1 pseudogene is annotated in these 259 nt (G+C 63.7%); it reads right to left on the reverse strand.

Going from position 1 to position 259, the window contains the following annotated elements:
* Positions 1–259: pseudogene (locus tag E5W87_RS32005) on the reverse strand (ABC transporter ATP-binding protein); the annotation flags it as partial.

A 259-nucleotide genomic window follows, 5' to 3' on the forward strand; every position in this document is an offset into this window, starting at 1 on the left:
CACCTGGCCGACGAATTGCGCGACCTCGAGATTTTCGGGACGCTCATAAATGTCGGACGGCGCGCCGATCTGGGCGATACGACCGCCGAACATGACCACCACCCGGTCGGACATGGTCATCGCCTCGGCCTGGTCATGCGTGACATAGACGGTGGTGATGCCGACGCGGCGCTGCAGATCGCGGATGAAGACGCGCATTTCCTCGCGCAGCTTGGCGTCGAGATTGGCGAGCGGCTCGTCGAGCAGCAGGATCTTCGGC

The organism is Mesorhizobium sp., assembly GCF_004962925.1.
Lineage (GTDB): Bacteria > Pseudomonadota > Alphaproteobacteria > Rhizobiales > Rhizobiaceae > Mesorhizobium.